The organism is Rhizobium changzhiense, assembly GCF_013087625.1.
GTDB lineage: Bacteria > Pseudomonadota > Alphaproteobacteria > Rhizobiales > Rhizobiaceae > Rhizobium > Rhizobium sophorae.
Genome location: NZ_JABFCQ010000001.1, coordinates 1,116,382 through 1,134,222, shown reverse-complemented (window position 1 = coordinate 1,134,222; position 17,841 = coordinate 1,116,382). Strand labels below are relative to the sequence as shown.

19 protein-coding genes are annotated in these 17,841 nt (G+C 60.6%); all 19 read left to right on the top strand.

What is annotated here, in order from left to right; genetic code table 11:
• The first annotated feature begins 2 nt into the window (after positions 1 to 2).
• Positions 3 to 1,298, top strand: coding sequence for a chemotaxis protein MotC (gene motC, locus G9X68_RS05645; protein ID WP_171601593.1), 1,296 nt, complete (start codon positions 3 to 5; stop codon positions 1,296 to 1,298).
• Positions 1,295 to 2,737: a flagellar hook-length control protein FliK gene (gene fliK / locus G9X68_RS05640; RefSeq protein WP_171601592.1), complete on the top strand. Its 1,443-nt coding sequence runs from the start codon at positions 1,295 to 1,297 to the stop codon at positions 2,735 to 2,737. The genes motC and fliK overlap by 4 nt, the downstream gene beginning before the upstream one ends.
• Positions 2,658 to 3,242 (top strand): transglycosylase SLT domain-containing protein, encoded by a 585-nt coding sequence (locus G9X68_RS05635; RefSeq protein WP_425328636.1) that lies wholly within the window; start codon positions 2,658 to 2,660, stop codon positions 3,240 to 3,242. Before fliK ends, G9X68_RS05635 begins: the two co-directional genes overlap by 80 nt.
• 280 nt (positions 3,243 to 3,522) lie before the next feature.
• Positions 3,523 to 4,194, top strand: coding sequence for a transcriptional activator Rem (gene rem / locus G9X68_RS05630; protein ID WP_171601591.1), 672 nt, complete (start codon positions 3,523 to 3,525; stop codon positions 4,192 to 4,194).
• A gap of 122 nt (positions 4,195 to 4,316) precedes the next feature.
• Entirely contained in the window at positions 4,317 to 5,618 is a 1,302-nt protein-coding gene (locus tag G9X68_RS05625) for a flagellar hook protein FlgE (protein WP_171601590.1), read from the top strand.
• 19 nt (positions 5,619 to 5,637) lie between these two features.
• Complete coding sequence (gene flgK, locus G9X68_RS05620) at positions 5,638 to 7,125, top strand: flagellar hook-associated protein FlgK (RefSeq protein ID WP_171601589.1); 1,488 nt, start codon at positions 5,638 to 5,640, stop codon at positions 7,123 to 7,125.
• A 3-nt stretch (positions 7,126 to 7,128) separates the two neighbouring features.
• A complete protein-coding gene (locus tag G9X68_RS05615) occupies positions 7,129 to 8,181 on the top strand; it encodes a flagellar hook-associated family protein (RefSeq protein ID WP_168314443.1) in 1,053 nt (350 codons plus the stop codon).
• A 34-nt stretch (positions 8,182 to 8,215) separates the two neighbouring features.
• Positions 8,216 to 8,563 carry a flagellar biosynthesis regulator FlaF gene (gene flaF / locus G9X68_RS05610; RefSeq protein ID WP_027666404.1) on the top strand — a complete coding sequence of 116 codons (348 nt, stop codon included), beginning with the start codon at positions 8,216 to 8,218 and terminating at the stop codon, positions 8,561 to 8,563.
• Positions 8,560 to 9,009, top strand: coding sequence for a flagellar biosynthesis repressor FlbT (flbT, locus tag G9X68_RS05605; protein WP_003556571.1), 450 nt, complete (start codon positions 8,560 to 8,562; stop codon positions 9,007 to 9,009). Before flaF ends, flbT begins: the two co-directional genes overlap by 4 nt.
• Positions 9,000 to 9,443 carry a flagellar hook assembly protein FlgD gene (flgD, locus tag G9X68_RS05600; protein ID WP_168310490.1) on the top strand — a complete coding sequence of 148 codons (444 nt, stop codon included), beginning with the start codon at positions 9,000 to 9,002 and terminating at the stop codon, positions 9,441 to 9,443. The genes flbT and flgD overlap by 10 nt, the downstream gene beginning before the upstream one ends.
• A 99-nt stretch (positions 9,444 to 9,542) precedes the next feature.
• Positions 9,543 to 9,809: a flagellar biosynthesis protein FliQ gene (gene fliQ / locus G9X68_RS05595; protein ID WP_009992823.1), complete on the top strand. Its 267-nt coding sequence runs from the start codon at positions 9,543 to 9,545 to the stop codon at positions 9,807 to 9,809.
• Positions 9,810 to 9,899: 90 nt separating this feature from the next.
• A complete protein-coding gene (flhA, locus tag G9X68_RS05590; protein ID WP_028743716.1) occupies positions 9,900 to 11,987 on the top strand; it encodes a flagellar biosynthesis protein FlhA in 2,088 nt (695 codons plus the stop codon).
• Positions 11,984 to 12,736 carry a flagellar biosynthetic protein FliR gene (locus tag G9X68_RS05585; RefSeq protein WP_171601588.1) on the top strand — a complete coding sequence of 251 codons (753 nt, stop codon included), beginning with the start codon at positions 11,984 to 11,986 and terminating at the stop codon, positions 12,734 to 12,736. Before flhA ends, G9X68_RS05585 begins: the two co-directional genes overlap by 4 nt.
• A gap of 7 nt (positions 12,737 to 12,743) precedes the next feature.
• Positions 12,744 to 13,157 carry a hypothetical protein gene (locus tag G9X68_RS05580; protein WP_151520224.1) on the top strand — a complete coding sequence of 138 codons (414 nt, stop codon included), beginning with the start codon at positions 12,744 to 12,746 and terminating at the stop codon, positions 13,155 to 13,157.
• A 32-nt stretch (positions 13,158 to 13,189) separates the two neighbouring features.
• On the top strand, positions 13,190 to 13,753 hold the full coding sequence (locus G9X68_RS05575; RefSeq protein WP_168314440.1) for a rod-binding protein: 564 nt from the start codon (positions 13,190 to 13,192) through the stop codon (positions 13,751 to 13,753).
• Positions 13,754 to 13,873: 120 nt separating this feature from the next.
• Positions 13,874 to 14,239 carry a hypothetical protein gene (locus G9X68_RS05570; protein WP_003545575.1) on the top strand — a complete coding sequence of 122 codons (366 nt, stop codon included), beginning with the start codon at positions 13,874 to 13,876 and terminating at the stop codon, positions 14,237 to 14,239.
• A complete protein-coding gene (locus G9X68_RS05565; RefSeq protein WP_168314439.1) occupies positions 14,239 to 14,778 on the top strand; it encodes a hypothetical protein in 540 nt (179 codons plus the stop codon). The genes G9X68_RS05570 and G9X68_RS05565 overlap by 1 nt, the downstream gene beginning before the upstream one ends.
• 291 nt (positions 14,779 to 15,069) lie before the next feature.
• Positions 15,070 to 15,909, top strand: a complete 840-nt coding sequence (locus tag G9X68_RS05560; protein ID WP_171601587.1) for a WecB/TagA/CpsF family glycosyltransferase — start codon at positions 15,070 to 15,072, stop codon at positions 15,907 to 15,909.
• Positions 15,910 to 16,065: 156 nt separating this feature from the next.
• Complete coding sequence (locus tag G9X68_RS05555) at positions 16,066 to 17,838, top strand: GumC domain-containing protein (protein ID WP_171601586.1); 1,773 nt, start codon at positions 16,066 to 16,068, stop codon at positions 17,836 to 17,838.
• Positions 17,839 to 17,841 lie beyond the last annotated feature (3 nt).

Genomic DNA, 17,841 nt, shown 5'->3' with positions numbered 1-17,841 from the left:
GAATGGCGCGTCGGCAGCATCGTTACGTCGGATTTGTGGCCCTCGGCCTGGCGATGCTTTCGCCGGTCGCAGCCAATGCGCAGGACCCGGACGATCTCGCACCCTACAAGATGCTGCGCTCGCTGCAATTCGTGCAGGATTCCGTCGTCACCGGCGATCATTCGGCCGGCGAGATGCAGCGCTTCATGCTGGGCACGATCGACGAGCGGCTGCGCACCGTCAATCCTTCGATCTTCGACGACGACCGCAACGTCGACGCGGCGCTGATCTACACGATGAGCGGCGGCAATCCCCAGACGCTCGAATATCTGATCGCCCACGACGTCAACGGCTATTTCGACAACCGCGTCACCGATGTGCTGCGCAAATATCTGAGCGGCAAGGGGCTGCTCGTCGCCAAGACGCTGGAGGAGACGGCCAAGGAATATCGCGACAAGAAGATCGGCCCCTACCTTGCGCTGATCGGCGGCAACGTGCTGATCGCGACGAAACCGACAGACGCGCTGGATCTCTACGACCAGGCGCGTCTTGCCGCCCCCGGTACGATCGTCGAGGAGGCGGCGTTGCGCCGGTCAGTCGCCATTTGCGTCGACAAGGGGATGCTCGACAGGGGAATGGCCTATTCGCAGCGCTATGTCAGACGCTTCCTGCATTCGCCCTATGCTAGCCAGTTCGCCGATCTTTTCGTCACCCTCGTCGTCGGCCACGATCACGACGTGAAACCGCAGGATGTCATCGACATCCTGTCCTTCATGGACGCACCGCGCCAGCGCGAGGTCTATCTGCGCATCGCCCGCGCCGCCGCGATATCAGGCAAGCCGGAGCTGGCCCGCATGGCGGTCGGACGTGTGCAGTCGCTTGGCGCCGGCACCGACAATGCTTTCGGCCCGCTCGCGGATTTCTATGGCGGCATGGCCGGCCTTCCCACGGAGGATATCGATCAGGCAGCAAAGAATGTCAGCGGTATCGACGGCAACGCGCTGTCGCTGCGGGATCAGGCGCTGCAGGAGGCGGCGCGATCCGTTGCCGAGCAGATCCTGCGCGCTCCCGACCCGGCAAGCTTGACGCAAGCCTCCAATCCTAACACTGATGATCAAGAAATCACTTCTGAAAAGGCTGCGGCGATAGCCACGCAACCGGGAGCGCCAGACGCGCTTCCCGAGCCTGTTCCGGGAGGTGTGGCATCGACTGGCCAAAGCCAGGATACCGACCCCTCATTCAACGCATTTGTGACGACCAAACGATCCAAGCTCGACGAGATCGACGGTCTTCTGGCGCAAGAAGGCAACGAACAATGATGGATATAAGCGTCTCGGGAGGAGCCTCCGGTACGGAGACGGCTGCGGTTGCGAAATCCGCGCGACTGGCCGGAAAAGGTGATGCTGACGGCCAAAAAAACGGCTTCTTCGACGCGCTTGCCAAGGCAGGCAGCGATGCCGTCAATGACGAGCCCGACGATGCGCAACCGGATCAGGGCGTGGCTGCCGATGGCGGCGCCGAGAAAGTGGCGCGGACGATCCGCGGCCGCAGCAGCGCAAAGCCGTTGATCGACCTTAGCGATGCCGCGTTGAAGGCACAGGCGGAGGTACAGCCGGAAACGATTGCCAGTGTTGAAAAGGCGGCGGCAAAGCCCGTAAAGGCTGAGGTCAAAATGCCGGCCGATCTCGCCTTCGGCAAGCTCGATCCGAAGGACAGTCCCGCAGACGAGGTCGCTCCGGCAGCCAAGGCCGGCAAACACACCAAGGCCGACGCGCTGGAAACCGATACGGACAAGGCCAGCGACGATGATGACGGCGGCATTTCCGATGTTCTCGGTCTGCTGAAGCAGGATCCTGCCGACGGGACCGTGACTTTGCCGGCGGCGGCCACCGCGCATCACGTCTCCGCCAAGGTCGACGAGGCTGGACCGGCCGACAAGAAACTCGATGGTATCGAAGCCAAGGCGGGCGGCCATGCGTCCGACGCTCTTGCCGCCGTCAGCGGCAACGTCGAGAGCGGCAAGGCGGATGATATCAAGGTTCCCGGATCGGAGACTGCCGAAGCCGCCGATGGCAAGACATTCAGGATCAGCCGTGCCGATGGCCGCGGCGTGTCGATGGATGTCCATATCGGCACGGATCAGGCCGGGCCGAAAGATGGTTCGAAGAAGGCCGATGTCGAAAACGTTTCGGTGCTCGAATCGCGCCGCTATATCGGCCTGATGCAGAATTCGAATTCCGCCGCTGTTACCGCCGCTCTCTCCGGCGATTCCGAATGGGCGCGCGCTATGGAGCCGAGCTCGGCGCTCTCCAACGCGGCGGAATGGACGAGCACCGGCAAGGTGGTCAATACGTTGAAGATCCAGATGAACCCGCTCGATCTCGGCCTGGTGACGGCGACCATGCGCCTGTCCGGCGACGCCCTGAACGTCGACCTCAAGGTCGAAACCGGGGCGGCCTATCGTCAAATGAAGGAAGATCACGGCAAGATTCTCGAAGCTCTGCGCAGCCAGGGTTACGCGGTCGAAAACGTCACGATCAGCATGGCGCCGGTCGAGCGTCCCGACGCGGGCAACCAGGGCCAGGCCTCCCAGCAGCAGTCGCTCCCCCAGCAGGGGCAGGGCGGCGAGGCGCGCGAGCGCCAAAATCAGACGGCACAGCGGACGGACGGAGGCTTGAATGGCGCAGGCGAGACCGGTATTGAAGACGCTCGTGGCGGTGGGGCTGGCAGCAACGGCGCTGGCGGCGTTTACCTCTGAGGCGATCGCCTCCACCGGCGCCTGCGAACGCGAGATCCAGTCGGCAGCGGCCAAATACGGCATCCCGGAAGGCATCCTCTATTCGGTTGGGCTGACGGAGACCGGCCGCAAGGGCTCGCTCTATCCTTACGCCATGAACGTCGAAGGCAAGGCGATCTTTCCGCCCTCGGAGCAGGACGCGATGCGGCAGTTCGATGTCGCCCGCAGCAGCGGCGCCAAGCTCATCGACATCGGCTGCATGCAGATCAACCATTACTTTCACGGCGAGAATTTCCGCTCCGCCGAGGAGATGTTCGACCCGCATCGCAACGTTGAGTATGCGGCGAAATTCCTCCGCAACCTGCATGACCGTCACGAGACATGGACGATGGCGGTAGCCAGATACCACGCCGGACCCAACAACAACCCTGCGCAGAAGCAATATGTCTGCCGCGTCATCTCCAATCTCGTCGCCACCGGCTATGGCAAGTGGACTCTCAATGCGAGTAACTTTTGCCGAAATTGATTCAACCAAAAATGGAAGAGGTGTATTGTGACGAAACTGTGTCACAATGTGGCGGGAATCCGGCACAAAACCCGTGCGCAAGTCATATTTAACCGACCGTTAACTTTTCCACGAAATTTTGGTGTGCATAATCAGGCGCACCCACTAGATATAGATCAAATCGCTACCCAGATCTTAATCAATTATTAGTTTCTGCCATTAACTTTAACGAGTTGTCGCCGATTCGTGCGATTCGTACCCATAGATCATCGAAGTGCCACACTGATTCGGAGGCGGACGAATGATCGTAGTGGTTGATGAGCGTGAGCTCGTGAAAGATGGATATACATCTCTGTTCGGTCGTGAGGGCATTCCCTCCACCGGCTTTGATCCAACAGAATTTGGCGAGTGGGTACAGACCGCCGCCGATTCCGATATAGCTGCAGTCGAGGCCTTTCTGATCGGTCAGGGCCAGCGCAACTTCGAACTGCCCCGGGCGATCCGGGACCGGTCGATGGCGCCGGTGATTGCGGTCAGCGACCAGCACTCGCTCGAAAACACTCTTGCGCTTTTCGATTGCGGCGTCGACGACGTGGTGCGCAAACCGGTGCATCCCCGCGAGATCCTTGCAAGGGCGGCTGCGATCCGGCGCCGGCTGAAGGCGATCACCAATTACACCGAGATCGGCGGGATCCGCGTCTTCTCGGATGGTCGCGACCCCGAGATCAACGGCGAAGTCTTCGCACTTCCCCGGCGCGAGCGCCGCATCCTCGAATATTTGATCGCCAATCGCGGTCGCCGCGTCACCAAGACCCAGATCTTCAACGCCATCTACGGCATCTTCGATGAAGAGGTCGAGGAGAACGTCGTCGAAAGCCACATCTCGAAGCTGCGCAAGAAGCTGCGCAAAAAGCTCGGCGTCGATCCGGTCGATTCCAAGCGCTTCCTTGGTTACTGCATCGATTGGGCCTGATTTCTCGGTCGGGCGGCGCCCGGCTGAACTTCAATATCTGGCCTCGCAGCTCGCATGACAGACAGCTTCACGCAAGGCCCGACAAATACTCTCGTGCATAACAGGTAAAACGAGGTTTTCAGATGAGCATTTTCGGCAGCATGAAGACGGCAGTATCGGGGATGAACGCTCAGGCCAACCGCCTCAGCACCGTCGCCGACAACATCGCCAACGTTAACACCACCGGTTACAAGGCTGTGTCGACGAGCTTCTCGTCGCTGGTTCTGCCTTCCTCGGGCGGCAACTACAATTCCGGCGGCGTTCAGACCTCCGTCCGCCAGGCTGTCTCCGACCAGGGCGATATTTCCTACACCACCTCGAGCACCGACCTTGCAATCTCAGGCGACGGCTTCTTCATCGTCCAGGGTCCTGACGGCACGCCGGTCCTGACCCGCGCCGGCGACTTCACCAAGGACGACGAAGGCAACCTCGTCAACGCCGCCGGCTTCATGCTGATGGGCTATTCCTACGACTCCGGCGCTCCAGCCGTCGTCGTCAACGGCTTCGATGGCCTCGTTCCCGTCAATGTCAACCAGGATGGCCTGACCGCGATCGCCTCGACATCCGGCATCTTCAAGGGCAACCTGGACTCCAACGCCAAGATCGCTCCGGTCGCTCCCGCGACGGCTCCAAGTGCAAACCTCGCCACGACGACGACCGATACCAAGAAGGTCTCGATGGTCGCCTACGACCGTCTCGGCAACAAGGTGATGTACGACTTCTACTTCACCAAGTCCTCAGTCGCGGCAGCGCCGCCGCCGGCACCTCCCGCTACCGCTGCCACCTGGGAAGTGGCGATGTTCCGCAACGCCGATGCCGCGGTCGGCGGCGCGACCTCCTTCCCTTACTCCACCGCCGCTGTCGGCACGGGAGCGCTCACCTTCGACCGCGATGGCAAGATGACCTCGACCGGCGCCGTTAACATCGTCGATCCGGTGACTGGTCAGACGATTGCCATGGACTTCTCCGCTTTCACGCAGCTCGGCGCCGACTTCTCCGGCACCGGTACGCCGAACGGTCAGGCGGCGACCCCCGTCAAGGACGTCACGGTTGACGGCGACGGCATCGTCTACGCGAAATATGAAGACGGCAGCACCAAGCCGCTCTATCGCATTCCGCTGGCCAACGTCGCAAGCCCGGACAAACTGACGCTGATGAGCGGCAACGTCTACAGCGCCAACGGCCAGTCGGGCGTCACCGTCACCGGCTTCCCGCAGACCAACGGCCTCGGCACGATCAAAGCAGGCGCTCTCGAAGGTTCAAACGTCGACCTCGCTGGCGAGCTGACCGAAATGATCGAATCGCAGCGCAGCTATACCGCCAATTCCAAGGTGTTCCAGACGGGTTCCGACATTATGGACGTTCTCGTCAACCTCAAGAGATAAGCAAGGTACCGGGTAAGCCATGTCGCTCACATCCGCACTTAATACCGCGCAGAACATATTCAACAATACGGGCACGCAGAGCAGTGTCGTATCGAACAATATCTCGAATGCGGGCAACAAAGATTACGTGCGCCGGCAGGCGATGCTCACCACGTCGTTGAATGGCGCCCAGGTCGTCAAGATAGACCGGGCGCAGGAAGAGGCGCTGCTGCGCCAATATCTGAAGACATCCTCTCAAGACAGCGCCCAGCAGGCATTGCTCGGCGGTCTCGAGGATCTCAAGTCGATCATGGGTGGCAACGACTACGAAACGTCGCCATCCACCTATCTCGGCGTTTTCCAGCAGAAGCTTCAGGCCTTCCGCACGACGCCGGGCAGCACCGTCGCCGCCCAGGGCGCCATCACCGCCGCCCAGGACGTTGCCAACTCGCTGAACAATGCCTCGCAATCCGTTCAGAACGTCCGCGCCACCGCCGACAAGCAGATCGCCACCGACGTCGATAAGCTGAATACGCTTCTCAGCGACTTCGAGAAGGCCAACAACGCGGTGAAGACCGCCACGGCCTCGGGTGCGGATGCATCCGGCGCACTCGACGAACGCGAGAAGGCTCTCAAGCAGATTTCGCAGATCGTCGGCGTCAACGCAACGACGCGCGACAATAACGACATGGTGCTGAGCACGTCTGACGGGACGATCCTCTTCGAGACGATCCCGCGCAAGGTGACGTTCAAGTCTCAGGATGTTTATACCGCGACCATCACCGGCAATTCGGTCTATGTTGACGGTGTGGCACTTCCGCGCGGCAGCGGATCGACGACGACGGGGCAGGGAAGCCTTCAGTCTCTCCTCCAGGTCCGCGACGAAATCGCCCCGAACTTCCAGAAGCAGCTCGACGAAGTCGCCCGCGGCCTGGTCTCGCTCTTCAAGGAGCAGAACACGGCAGCCGGTCCGGCCTATGTGCCCGGCCTCTTCACCTGGAGCGGCGGCACGGTCGATACCGGCGCCACCGCGGTTGCCGGCATGGCGGCAACCATCACGGTCAGCAGCCGCGTCATCACCTCGCAAGGCGGCGATCCGATGCGTCTGCGCGATGGTGGCGTCAACGCCACCGGCCTCGTCTTGAACACGTCAGGCGTCAGCGGTTATACGGCTGAACTCGATCGTCTCTATACCGCATTGGGCTCCGACATCGACTTCGATCCCGCGGCGGGGACGCCTGTCGGGTTCGACGCCACGACCGGCATCGATTCAAACGTCAGCATCATGGAATTCGCCACGAATTCGCTCGGCTGGCTCGAGCAGTACCGCAGCAACGCCACGACGGCGGCGGAAAACACCTCGGCGGCGCTGTCACGCTCCGACGAAGCCTATTCCAATGAGACGGGCGTCAACCTCGACGAGGAACTGACGCTGCTCCTCGACATAGAGCAGTCCTACAAGGCGGCGACCAAGATCCTGAACGCCGTTGACGAAATGTTGAAGTCATTGCTGGATATTGCGAGTTAAGCCATGAAGAGCTCATTTATTTCAAGTTCGGCCATTCAGAATGCGATGCGCTTGACGATCCGTCAGGCGCAGAACCAGATGACGAAGGCGACGATGGAAGCGACGACGGGAGTCTATGCGGATATCGGTGTGTCTCTCGGCGGCAACGCCGCCAGGAGCGTGGACTTCAGCCGCGAGGTCGACAGGATAGCCTCGATCAAATCAAGCAACTCGCTTGTCACCGCGCGCATGGAATCCTCGCAGCTCGGCCTTTCCAAGATGAAGGACGTCGGCGACGGCCTCGTTTCGAAGCTGACGGCGCTCCAGGGCAGCCACGATCCCGGCAGCATCACCGTCGCCATTCAATCGGCGACCAGCGCCCTGTCCACGATGATGGATACGGCCAACACGATGGTGAACGGCGAATATCTGTTCTCGGGCATCAACACCGATGTGCAGCCGCTGACAGACAAGACGGCCGCGACGAGTGCCGCCATCGTCACGCAGTTGAATGCCTACGCCGCCGCTCTTGTCCCGCCGAAGGCGGTCAAGGATCTGACCGGCGCCGAAATGAGCACCTTTATCACCACGACGGTAGAGCCGATGTTCAGCCAGGCCAACTGGACCAATCCGGCGACCGGTTGGTCGCAGGCATCGAACCAGAACATGACGAGCCGCATCAGCAACTCCGAAGTGATCGAATCCTCGACCAATGCCAATTCCGAGGGCATGCGTTACTTCGCGCTCGCCTCAGTGATGACCTCGGCACTGTTGGGTCAGACCCTGAGCACCGATGCGATGAGCACGGTGTCCAAGCAGGCGATCAGCTATACGGCGAAGGCGACCAGCGGCCTGGTTACCCAGGCAAGCCAGCTCGGCCTTTCGCAGGAGCGCGTCAAGAAGTCCAACGACGCTCTCGACGCTCAATCGAACATCATCAAGAACAAGCTCGTCGATCTCCAGGGCGTCGATCCTTACGAAGCCTCGACGCTCGTCAAGACTTTGGAAACGCAGCTTGAAACGGCTTACACGATCGTCTCGAAGATCCAGCAGTTGAGTCTTGTAAACTACCTTTGATGAGCAAAGGCGCGCAATAAAGAAGGATGCATGAATGTATCAGTTCTCATATGCCGAAGTCATGCAGGACTCGGTGGCCGACGCGAAAGAGCGGGAATGGCAGGTTCTTGACCGGTCCATAGACCTGCTGTCGTTGGCGCGCGAAAAGGAAAAATACGGCCGGGAAGCCATTGAAGCCCTGTTTTATACGCGCCGGGTGTGGATCAGCTTCATCGAGGATCTCAAACATCCCGACAACCAGCTGGAGATCGGGCTCAGGGCCAACCTCATCTCGATCGCGATCTGGATATTGAAGGAATGCGACAGGATCAGAAAACGTCAGTCTAATAACTACCAGGGCATCATCGACGTTACCACCATCATCAGGGATGGACTTAAATGAAAAGTACACTTCGCATTTCTCTGAAAGCCGGAGAAAGAATCTTCATCAACGGCGCCGTCCTGCGCGTCGACCGCAAGGTCGCGCTGGAATTCCTGAATGATGTGACGTTCCTTCTCGAAAACCATGTCCTCCAGCCGGAGGGAGCCACGACGCCGCTGCGTCAGCTCTATTTCATCGCGCAGATGATCCTCATCAACCCTGAGGGCAAGGACCACTCGACGGCGTTGTTCCGCAAGTCGATCACCATGCTGCTCTCCTGCTTCAAGAACGAGGAGATCCTCGCCGAACTGAAGCGCATCGATGCGCTCGTCTCGACGGGCCGCGCCTTCGACGCGCTCAAGGCGATCCGCGGCCTCTACGCGATCGAAGACAATATCCTCAACAACCACGAAATGCCGCCGACGATGGTCGAGCAGATTCGCAGGGAGATTGCACCATGGCGGTAGATGCAACGTCGAACGTGAACAGCACGACCTCGACGAACTCCACGAGTTCGGCCCAGAAGAAGGCGACGCTGAACTACGACAATTTCCTTCAGCTGCTCATCGCGCAGATGAAGAACCAGGATCCGACCGATCCGATGGATGCCAGCGAGCAGATGTCGCAGCTGGCGAGCTTCTCGCAGGTCGAGCAGACGATCCAGACCAACACCAAGCTGGACACACTTCTGGCAAGCTCGAGCCTTACTCAGGCCAGCAGCTACGTCGGCAAATACATGGAAAGCGCCGACGGTAAGGTCAAGGGCACCATCGAATCCGTCAAGGTTTATTCCGACGGAATCATTGCGACAACCACGGCTGGCGGGAATATACTCGTGCAGGCGGGAATCACTATTGCCGACAAGGCGCCGACCACGTCGACCGACACCAGCGATACCTGATATCCACGGCGCCGCGGCGCCGCATAACTGGGGTGATACCAACCAATGGCGGTCCGGCCACGGCAGGGCCGCTTCAAGGCGATATGAGGTTGCCTTCGGATGAATGAAGCTGATGCATTGGATCTGTTCCAGGCGGCGATCTGGACCGTCCTGATTGCCGCCGGTCCCGCCGTCATCGCGGCGATGGTGGTGGGTCTCGTCATTGCCTTGATCCAGGCGCTGACCCAGGTGCAGGAAGCGACACTGACCTTCGTGCCGAAGATCGTCGCGGTGCTGATCACCGTCGGGGTCACAGCACCCTTCGTCGGCTCGCAGATCTCGATTTTCACCAATCTGGTCTTCTCGCGCATCCAGTCCGGTTTCTGAGCCACCTTCGCGCAAGCTTCGCCATTTAATTCTCGATCCGAATTGGGCGGGCTGCATGTCCGCCTCCTCTCATGAAGAGACGGAATCGTCATGGCGCAACCACCTGCACTCCCCATTCCAAAAGTCGCCCCGAGCCTGCGCGATGTCGGTTTTGCCCTCGGCATCATCGGCATCATCTGCATTCTCTTTCTGCCGATCCCGCCATTCCTGATCGATATGGGACTGGCCTTCTCGATCGCCTTCTCGGTGCTGATCCTGATGGTCGCGCTGTGGATCCAGAAACCGCTCGATTTCTCGTCCTTTCCGACCATTCTGCTGATCGCGACGATGACCCGGCTGGCGCTGAACATCGCCACAACACGCGTGATCCTTTCGCATGGCCATGAGGGCCACGATGCCGCAGGCGGCGTCATCGCCGGTTTTGCAAGCCTGGTGATGTCCGGCGACTTCGTCATCGGTCTGATCGTCTTCCTGATTCTCATCACCATCAACTTCATCGTCATCACCAAGGGCGCCACGCGTATCGCCGAAGTCGGCGCACGTTTCACCCTGGATGCCATCCCCGGCAAGCAGATGTCGATCGACGCCGATCTCTCGGCCGGCATCATCGACGAGAGGGAAGCCCAGCGCCGGCGCAGGGAACTCGAGGAGGAAAGCTCCTTCTTCGGTGCGATGGACGGTGCGTCGAAATTCGTACGCGGCGATGCCGTCGCCGGCTTGATCATCACCTGCATCAACATCTTCGGCGGCATCATTATCGGCTATTTCCGCCACGGCATGCCGATTGGCGAAGCCGCCGACGTCTTCGTCAAGCTCTCGGTCGGCGACGGCCTCGTCGCACAGATGCCGGCTCTTATCGTCTCGCTGGCCGCCGGCCTTCTCGTCTCTCGCGGCGGCACCACCGGCTCCACCGACCAGGCGGTCGTTAACCAGTTGAGTGGTTATCCCCGTGCGCTTTCCGTCTCGGCGGTGCTGATGTTCATCCTGGCCTTGATGCCGGGTCTGCCGTTTGTACCCTTCGTGGTCCTCGGCGGTCTTCTCGCCTTCGGCGCCTGGTTCATCCCGCGTCAGGTCGAGGCAGAGAACATGCTTCGCCGCGAGCAGGAAGAAAAGAAGGTCGTCCAGAACAAGGAACTGGAAAAGGATTCGGTCAAGGCGGTGCTGCGCACCTCTGAAATCGAGCTCGCGCTCGGCAAGATGGTCTCGACGCGCCTGCTCGGCGCCCACCAGGAGCTCGCCTTCCGCGTCGGCAAGATGCGCAAGAAGTTCGCCACGCAATACGGCTTTGTCGTGCCCGAGATCAAGGTGACCGACGATATCGCCATTGCCGAGAAGTCCTACCAGATCCGCATCCACGGCACGACGGTCGCCTCCAACCTGCTGCGCGTCGGCGAAGTCCTCGTCGTGACCGGCGCCGGCCGCAGGCCGAGCATTCCCGGCGACGAAATCCGCGAGCCCGCCTTCGGCATGCCTGCCGTCTCGATCCTCGAAAACTTCGCCGACGATTTGAAACGCGAGGGCTTCCAGCCGATCGACAATGTCTCCGTCGTGCTGACCCATATGAGCGAGGTCATCCGCAACAACTTGCCGCAGCTTCTGTCCTACAAGGACGTCAAGGTGCTGATCGATCGGCTCGATCCCGAATACAAGAAGCTCGCCGACGAAATCTGCTCGTCGCACATGTCCTATTCCGGCCTGCAGGCGGTGCTCAAGCTGCTGCTTGCCGAACGTGTCTCGATTCGCAACCTGCACCTCATTCTCGAGGCGGTGGCCGAGCTTGCCCCGCATGTCAGGAAGACCGAGCAGATCGTCGAGCATGTCCGCATCCGCATGGCCCAGCAGCTCTGTGGCGACCTCGCCGACAACGGCGTGCTGCGCGTGCTGCGGCTGGGCAGCAAATGGGATCTCGCTTTCCACCAGGCGCTGAAGCGCGACGCCAAGGGCGAGGTGATCGAATTCGACATCGATCCGCGCAGCCTGGAGGAGTTCAGCGAGCAGGCCACCAAAGTTATCCGTGAGTTCATGGATCGCGGCCTGCCATTCGCACTTGTCACGTCGCCGGAAACACGCTCCTATGTGCGCATGATCATCGAGAGGCTGTTCGCCACGCTCCCGGTCCTGTCGCATGTCGAACTGGCCAAGGGCATCGAGATAAAGATTTTGGGCTCTATTTCATGATAACAGACCCGCAAGGGACCGTTCTCGCGCTGTTTCTGGTTTTCTGCCGGATCGGTGGCTGTGTGCTGGCTCTTCCGGGTTTTTCCTCGGCGCGCGTGCCCCAACAGCTGCGCGTCTTTATCGCCGGAGCGCTCTCGATCGCCGTCATGCCGTTGCTCTGGGATACCGTCTATCCGGCCGTTCACACCGGTGCCGGAACCTATATCGGCCTGATCTTCAGCGAATCGCTGATCGGCGTGATGTATGGCATGTTGGCGAGGATCTACACGCTCGGCATGCAGTTCGCCGCCTCGATCACCGCCATGATGGTCGGCTACACCCAGCCGGGCTCTGCCGACGTGATCGAAGATACGCCGGAGACCAGCCTGTCGGCCTTTATCACCTTTGCCGGCATGATGATTCTCTTCATCATGGATTTCCATCACATCGTCTTCCGCGCACTGATCGACTCCTACACGACCATGCCATTCGGCGGCCTGATGCAGATGCGCGCGACGCTGATCTCCTTTACCGACACGCTGGAGCAGACCACCTACATCATGCTGCGGCTGTCGAGCCCGTTTTTGATCTACGGCCTGATCTTCAACGTCTCAATCGGTTTCATCAACAAGCTGGCGCCGCAGATCCCGGTCTACTTCATTTCCACGCCCTATCTGCTGATGGGCGGGCTCTTCCTGATCTATTTCTCGATCGCGGCGATGGTCAGCCAGTTCGGCCAGTCCTTCGGCTCGATCTATATCGGGCGATGAGGCTGTCATGGTCGAAAAGAGCCGCTCCCAAAAGCTCAAGCGACTGCTCTCGGTGCAGCGGCATATCGAAAGAATGGCCGAGAACGACCTGGCCGAAACCAGCCGCCAGCGTGTCGAGGTTAATGTGGCGATGGACGACGTCATCCTCGCGCTCGGCTCGATGGACCCCGTCCACCATGCCTTCTCGCAGAATTACGCCGACCGATTCGGCAGGCTCAGCATCAAGGACCAGCAGCTGACCGGCATGCAGCAGATCCACGAGATGCGGCTGGCGCGCGAGCGCGCCAAGGGTGACCGCTTTGAAGAGGGCATGAAGGAAGCACTCGAGGCCGAGCGCCGCGAGGCCGATGACAACGCCGTCTACGATGTCATCGATCAGCAATTCGCAACGCCAGCCTCCAGCAAGCTTCAAAAACCATAGTCGTTACGATCTTAAATTCAGAGGATTGTAACGTGGCTATTTCGCCTCCCAGTGATCTGGTCCTGGACGTTGTCAAAGCTGCCGACCCCATGGAGGTCCAGGCGGCCCAGGAAAAGTTGAAGGCAAATCGTGCGGCCTTTGCCGCAACGAGTCTCGCCGAAAATGGCAAGGGCTTCTCCAATACGGTCGACGTTCTCGATCATGTCGGCCAGAAGAGCGGCCTCGCCAACGTCCAGAACCGCACCAAGACCGAGGAAGTTCCGGAAAGCTACCGGAAGTTCGAGGCCATGGTCCTGCAGAATTTCGTCAAGTCCATGCTGCCGAGCGAAAGCGAAGAGGTCTACGGCAAGGGCGCGACCGGCGATATCTGGAAAGGCATGATGGCCGAACAGCTTGGCAACACCATGGCCAAGGGAGACGGCATCGGCATCGCCAAGCAGATGTATAGCGAGCAGTTGCGCCGGCAGGAAGGCAAGATCGTCAATGCCTCCACCGACGACGATGACCGCAACACCGCGCTCAGCATGATCGACGACTTCCAGCGCAAGACCTTTGGCACGCCGACCGCCGAAGCCAAGACCGATAGAACAGGATGATCTTAGGCCCGTCGGCCAAAAATCGAATCCCGTTCCAATTAACAGTTAGAGCATGCTGTCGTCCGAAACCGCGCACGTTTTTTGGCATCATGCTCTAAGCGAAGCATAACCGAGGGTACCATGGAAATAATTTCGAACGAATACAGGATCAAATCCGTTCTCGGACGCCTCGAAATGATCATCGACAATGAGAACACCCGGATCGGCAACGATCCGCAGTTCGATCTCAAGGTCTCCAATGCCCATAAGAGCCGCTGCCTCTACGAGCTGTCGATGCTTTTCCGCGATACCGATCCGGCCGAGCTTGCCGCTGCCCATCTCGATCAGTTGCACGGCCTGAAGAAGAAACTCGTTCTCAATGCCCGTCGCGTCGAGGCGCATCTCGAAGCTGTTCGCGCTGTCGCCGACCTGCTGAAGAACGCAGTTCAGGACGCCGATGCCGACGGCACCTATTCCCAGGAACAATTCGCCGCGCGTGGAAACTGATGATCAAGCTCGTCCTCACCGGTGTCTGGGTTTGCGCCATCACCTTGGCATCGGTCTATATCTCGGTGTACCTGGCGACCGCGCCGGCGCCCGCAGCAACGGATTCCAAGCAAAGCGCGCTTGAACTGGTGAAGGGCGAAACGATCACGGTGCCGATTATCGGCAACGGTGCGATCACCGGCTATTTCCTCGGCCGCGTTTCTTTCATGATGAACAAGGACATGCTGAAAGGCGTGACGCTGCCGCTGAGCGAGATGACGACGGACGAGCTTTTCAGCCTGCTCGTCGGCAACAAGATGGTCGATATCGCCCACATCAAATCCTTCGATCCGAAGGCTTTCCGCGAGGAGATCAAGAAGGGCATGAACGAGCGCCTCGGCGGCGAATACGTCGCCGACGTGATGCTGGAGCAGCTCGACTATCTGTCCAAGGAAGAGGTCAAGGAAAGCTCCGCCGGTCAGCCGAAGAAGGTGGGCGCGCCCGTCAAGATCGTCGAGACCGCACCGGCCGCCGAAGCACCGGCGCCAGCGGCCCATTAAGGACTATCATTTCATCGACGACAAACGGCGCCCGAGGGCGCCGTTTGTCGTTGGCGCGCGTGGTTAACAAACCACTTATGCGAGCATGGAAATTCAAGGAATTTTCCTAAGGGTTGTTTGAAACCGTCCTGTTATATCAGCTGTCACAGCTTGGCATGCGCCGCTTATCCGGGATCGGAGCGACGCCCACCAGCGGGACGCGACCGGGTCCTTTCGAGACCTCCGGTGCGGAAATATGGGCTTGTTTTCCGGGATGTCGGGCGCATGCAGCACCCTCGGCAGGAGGTAGGAATGAATCTGATTGCAAACTTCGCGGTGCTCGCATCGCGGCGGACGATCTTCGATCTGCCGGTCTGCGATCTCGGCTGGGACGACGCCCTCGTTTTCATCAACGAGCTGGCTTCCATTCCCGTCGGCCAGACCGTGGTTTGCTTCGTCAACGCCCACAACATGCTGACGGCGCTGCGCGACGACGAATATTACCGGATCATGTCGCACAATCTGGTGCTGCCGGATGGCATCGGCCTCAACATCGCATCGCAGATCGCCCATGGCGCGCCGTTTCCCGCCAATCTGAACGGCACCGATTTCGTGCCGGCTTTCCTGACCTTCATGGAGGCCCCGCGCCGCATCGGTCTCATCGGCGGCAAGCGCTCGGTTGTTGAGGCGGCGGCGGAAAATTTCCGCAAGCACACGCCTTGGCATGAATTTGTCGTCGTTTCCGACGGTTATTTCGATAAGGTCGATTCCACTGAAGTCATCGAGGAGCTCGAGCACCAGAAGCTCGATATCCTGATCGTCGGCATGGGAACGCCGCTGCAGGAGAAATGGGTTCACAACAATATCCGCGCCGATCATGCGCGCCTGGTGCTGACCGTCGGCGCTCTCTTCGACTTCGTCTCCGGCGCCGTCCCGCGTGCGCCGAAGACGGTGCGGATGATGCGCCTGGAATGGGCCTATCGCCTGCTGCAGGAGCCGACGCGCCTCTGGCGCCGTTACATCATCGGCATCCCGGTCTTCCTCTTCCATGTCCTGCGCTACCGCTTCCGCCGGCGCGAAAGGATCCTCAGCCATCCGGAGGAGCACGGCAGCGCGCTGCAGCCGCGGGCGGAGCGTAAGAAGGCGAGCTGACCTAATAGCGCCGCATGTCTAACAGGACGCGCGGCTTAGCAATTCTTGCCCGCTGCGGTTAACCATTTCTTTGCCATGAATATTTAGAGTCACTTAATCATCTGCATTCGTGCGGATGAGCGAACTCGGCCATCATGTGCATGAGATGTGGTGCAAATGTACGATATCAGGGCCAGAAACAGCTTCCAGGATCGCGCAGCCGCAAGGCCCCGCGCCCATGACGATTCCTATGGGTCGCCCCGGTCGAGCAGGCCTGATATCGCGCCGCCCGAGGCCGAATTACTGCGCGCCATCGGTCGCGCGCTGGAAGAACAGCGCACAAGAGCGGCGCGCACCGAACCGCTGGTCGACCGCATCGAAACCATCCTCGGCAACCGCCTTCGGGCCGCCAACGATGTCGGCCATCCGATTCTTCAAGAGCCGGCGGACGATGAAGAGCTGAGCGTTCCGGCCGACGAGCCGATGAGCTCACCCGAACCGCTGGCCGCGGTTCGCGAAGAACTCGCCGAGCCCCGGCCGGCAGCGCCGCGGCGTCGAGCGAGCGGGATCGGCCTTGCGATGATGGTGGCCGCCGCGACGATGATCGGCGCGGGCTTGCCGGCGCTGATGCCAGCTTCGCCGGCCCTCTACCGTGCCGAGACGACGCTTGCGGTGAAGAGCGATGCCGCAAGCCGCGCGGCCTTCACCCAGGCAGCAGTGAAAGGGCTGCTGTCGGCGAGGGTGGTTGCTTCGACGGTCGCCGCCCTGAAACTCGATCATGATCCCGAATTTGCCGGCGCCAGTGCCAATGCGCTCGGCGTTGCGCTCGATCTCCTCTCGGCGACCGGCGCTGCTGCTGATCCGGCTTCGCGGGCCGAGGCGACGCTGAAACATGCGGTCGAGGTACTGCCCGATGCCGCCGCCGGCACCATCCTCGTCAGGGTGACGACCGGCGACAGCGGCAAATCCATGCGCATCGCCGCAAGGCTTGCCGAAGCGGTGTCCGCCGCAGACGGAGCCGGCGGCAACGTCGAGACCGATACCGCCTTGCGTAAAACCTATGACGAGGTCAAGGCGGAGCTTGCCGCCTTCACGGCGAAGAGCGGCGAGGGCAACGTCAAGGTGGCGATCGATCTTCGCCGCCAGATCGACCGGCTCGATGCCGATCTGAAAGCCGCCGACCAGAACATCCTTGCCGCCAAGGCGCAGGCCGACCGGCTCAAGGCTGCAAAACTTGCCGAAGTGCTCGACGGTTCGCTCCCCTCCGACATGCTTTCGCCGGCGCTGCAGGACTGGCGCGACAAATATGCCGTCGCCAAAACGACGCTTGCGCAGCTTTCGGCCGAGCTCGGCCCGCGTCATCCGCGCCTCTTGCAGCAGCAGGCCGAAACTGACGGTCTGAAGGAGAATATGGGCAAGGAGCTTAGCCGTCTTGCCCAGGCTGCCAACCTCTCCGCCAAGGTCGCCGTCGATGCGCGCAAAGGTCTGAACGATCGCCGCAACACGCTGATCGCCCAGAGCCGGGACACCGGCGTCGATTTGTCACGCCTGACCGAACTCAGCGAAAAGGCGAATGCCGCCCGCTCGCGCCTCGAAGAGGCGTCGTCCGCAACGGCGGAAACGGCCGCCGACGGTCGTGTCGTTCTCCTGAAGCCGGCATTGGCAACCGCAGTATTGGGAAGCGATGGCCTGACCGGCCGCGCGCTGGCCGGTGCCGCGACGGGCCTTGCGATAGGCCTTGCCGCGGCCTTCCTGCTCCGGCTGCGTAGGCCTGCCGCCGAGTCCGCAAGCGAGAAAATGCCCGTATCCCGGCCGCAGGCCCCACTGCCCTCGATGCCCGCGCAGGCCCTCGCACCAGCCGACGAAATGGAGCTGTTGCGCTCCGAAATCTCCGGCCTGCGCGACCGGCTTCGTGTGCATGCGCTCGAAGCGCGGCAGCCGCTGCGCTGAACG

What these genes read in the sequence shown, in the direction of transcription:
- motC (WP_171601593.1), top strand. Translation starts at nt 3, where the DNA reads ATGGCGCGTCGGCAGCATCGTTACGTCGGATTTGTGGCCCTCGGCCTG.
- fliK (WP_171601592.1), top strand. Translation starts at nt 1,295, where the DNA reads ATGATGGATATAAGCGTCTCGGGAGGAGCCTCCGGTACGGAGACGGCT.
- G9X68_RS05635 (WP_425328636.1), top strand. Translation starts at nt 2,658, where the DNA reads ATGGCGCAGGCGAGACCGGTATTGAAGACGCTCGTGGCGGTGGGGCTG.
- rem (WP_171601591.1), top strand. Translation starts at nt 3,523, where the DNA reads ATGATCGTAGTGGTTGATGAGCGTGAGCTCGTGAAAGATGGATATACA.
- G9X68_RS05625 (WP_171601590.1), top strand. Translation starts at nt 4,317, where the DNA reads ATGAGCATTTTCGGCAGCATGAAGACGGCAGTATCGGGGATGAACGCT.
- flgK (WP_171601589.1), top strand. Translation starts at nt 5,638, where the DNA reads ATGTCGCTCACATCCGCACTTAATACCGCGCAGAACATATTCAACAAT.
- G9X68_RS05615 (WP_168314443.1), top strand. Translation starts at nt 7,129, where the DNA reads ATGAAGAGCTCATTTATTTCAAGTTCGGCCATTCAGAATGCGATGCGC.
- flaF (WP_027666404.1), top strand. Translation starts at nt 8,216, where the DNA reads ATGTATCAGTTCTCATATGCCGAAGTCATGCAGGACTCGGTGGCCGAC.
- flbT (WP_003556571.1), top strand. Translation starts at nt 8,560, where the DNA reads ATGAAAAGTACACTTCGCATTTCTCTGAAAGCCGGAGAAAGAATCTTC.
- flgD (WP_168310490.1), top strand. Translation starts at nt 9,000, where the DNA reads ATGGCGGTAGATGCAACGTCGAACGTGAACAGCACGACCTCGACGAAC.
- fliQ (WP_009992823.1), top strand. Translation starts at nt 9,543, where the DNA reads ATGAATGAAGCTGATGCATTGGATCTGTTCCAGGCGGCGATCTGGACC.
- flhA (WP_028743716.1), top strand. Translation starts at nt 9,900, where the DNA reads ATGGCGCAACCACCTGCACTCCCCATTCCAAAAGTCGCCCCGAGCCTG.
- G9X68_RS05585 (WP_171601588.1), top strand. Translation starts at nt 11,984, where the DNA reads ATGATAACAGACCCGCAAGGGACCGTTCTCGCGCTGTTTCTGGTTTTC.
- G9X68_RS05580 (WP_151520224.1), top strand. Translation starts at nt 12,744, where the DNA reads ATGGTCGAAAAGAGCCGCTCCCAAAAGCTCAAGCGACTGCTCTCGGTG.
- G9X68_RS05570 (WP_003545575.1), top strand. Translation starts at nt 13,874, where the DNA reads ATGGAAATAATTTCGAACGAATACAGGATCAAATCCGTTCTCGGACGC.
- G9X68_RS05565 (WP_168314439.1), top strand. Translation starts at nt 14,239, where the DNA reads ATGATCAAGCTCGTCCTCACCGGTGTCTGGGTTTGCGCCATCACCTTG.
- G9X68_RS05560 (WP_171601587.1), top strand. Translation starts at nt 15,070, where the DNA reads ATGAATCTGATTGCAAACTTCGCGGTGCTCGCATCGCGGCGGACGATC.
- G9X68_RS05555 (WP_171601586.1), top strand. Translation starts at nt 16,066, where the DNA reads ATGTACGATATCAGGGCCAGAAACAGCTTCCAGGATCGCGCAGCCGCA.